Here is a 1507-nt window from a genome sequence, read left to right as displayed (position 1 = left end):
CCCCCAGGGCGACCAGCAGGACGGGCTGCCCCAGCCAAGCCGCAACCGCGGCGCCGAGCGCCACCAGCGCATGCGTGCGCAGGCCCGCGATGCCGTGCGCGCGACCGGGGCTGCGCTCGCGCACCAGCCCGATCAGCAGGCCCAGCCCGAGGGCCGAGGACAGCGCCAGCCAGGTCTGCGGGGTCGCCTCGTCCATCCCATCCTCCCTCGTTCAGGCCCGCGAGCATAGCGAATGGTCTTGCATTGGTCTCGTCAACCCGGACAATGCGCGCACCTTCGCCGTGGATCCCATCATGCCCGCTCCGTCTGCCGTCTCGCTGAGCCGCTACCTGATCGAAGAACAGCGCGCCGGCCGCATCAGCGCCGACCTGCGCCAGCTGATCGCGGTGGTGGCCCGCGCCTGCACCAGCATCTCCATCGCGGTCAGCAAGGGCGCGCTGGGCGGCGTGCTGGGCGACGCCGGTACCGGCAACGTGCAGGGCGAGGCGCAGAAGAAGCTGGACGTGCTGAGCAACGACATCCTGCTGGAAGCCAACGCCTGGGGCGGCCACCTGGCGGCGTGCGCATCGGAGGAAATGGATCACAGCCAGCCGATCCCGGACGCCTATCCGCGCGGTGGCTTCCTGCTGCTGTTCGACCCCTTGGACGGCAGCTCGAACATCGACGTCAACGTCTCCGTCGGCACCATCTTCTCGGTGCTGCGCTCGCCGGACGGCGTGACGACGCCGGGCGACGAACACTTCCTGCAGCCCGGCCGCGACCAGGTCGCCGCCGGCTACTGCATCTACGGCCCGAGCACGATGCTGGTGCTCACCACCGGCAACGGCACGCACGCGTTCACGCTGGACCGCGAGCAGGGTGCGTTCGTGCTGACCCAGCGCGACATGCGCATTCCCGAGGAAACGAAGGAATTCGCCATCAACATGTCGAACCGGCGCCACTGGGAAGCGCCGATGCAGGGCTATGTCGACGACCTGCTCGCCGGCCGCGAAGGCCCGCGCGGCAAGGACTTCAACATGCGCTGGATCGCCAGCATGGTGGCCGACGTGCACCGCATCCTGACCCGCGGCGGCATCTTCATCTATCCGTGGGACCGCAAGGATCCGGGCAAGGCCGGCAAGCTGCGCCTGATGTACGAAGCCAACCCGATGGGCCTGCTGGTCGAGCAGGCCGGCGGCGCCGCCAGCACCGGCCGCGAGGACATCCTGTCGCTGCGCCCGACCCAGCTGCACCAGCGCGTGCCGGTGTTCCTCGGTTCTAAGAAGGAAGTCGAGACCGCCGTCGGCTACCACCTGGCCCACGACACGGCGGCCGCCTGACCGGCGGCGCGGCTAGAATCCGGCGATGACGCCGAATCCTCCGCCCGCCGACTTCATCGAGGTCTATCACGACGCACTGGATGCGGAGACCTGCCGCGCCATCGTGGCGCGGTTCGATGCCAGCGGGCAGGACCAGCCCGGCCGCGTCGGCGGCGGCCTCCATCCCGAGCTGAAGCACAGCCGCGACA

At 69.7% G+C, this 1507-nt stretch carries 2 protein-coding genes; one reads left to right on the top strand and one right to left on the bottom strand.

The genetic code is table 11. The annotated features are described in order from the left end of the window. Window positions 1-196: MgtC/SapB family protein (locus AC04L7_RS18495; RefSeq protein WP_475513670.1), on the bottom strand; the 196-nt coding region annotated here is incomplete at its 3' end. A gap of 97 nt (window positions 197-293) precedes the next feature. On the opposite strand from AC04L7_RS18495, the gene AC04L7_RS18490 reads away from it, so the two are divergent. Further along, a complete protein-coding gene (locus tag AC04L7_RS18490; protein ID WP_435995848.1) occupies window positions 294-1319 on the top strand; it encodes a class 1 fructose-bisphosphatase in 1026 nt (341 codons plus the stop codon). The last annotated feature ends 188 nt before the right edge of the window (window positions 1320-1507 follow it).

This window comes from Pseudoxanthomonas sp. LjRoot204_2 (genome assembly GCF_056175765.1).
Note: the sequence above shows the minus strand (reverse complement) of the source record. Positions and strands in the feature narration are given on the sequence as shown.

Coding starts and splice junctions, on each gene's coding strand:
- AC04L7_RS18490 (WP_435995848.1), top strand. CDS start 294: ATGCCCGCTCCGTCTGCCGTCTCGCTGAGCCGCTACCTGATCGAAGAA.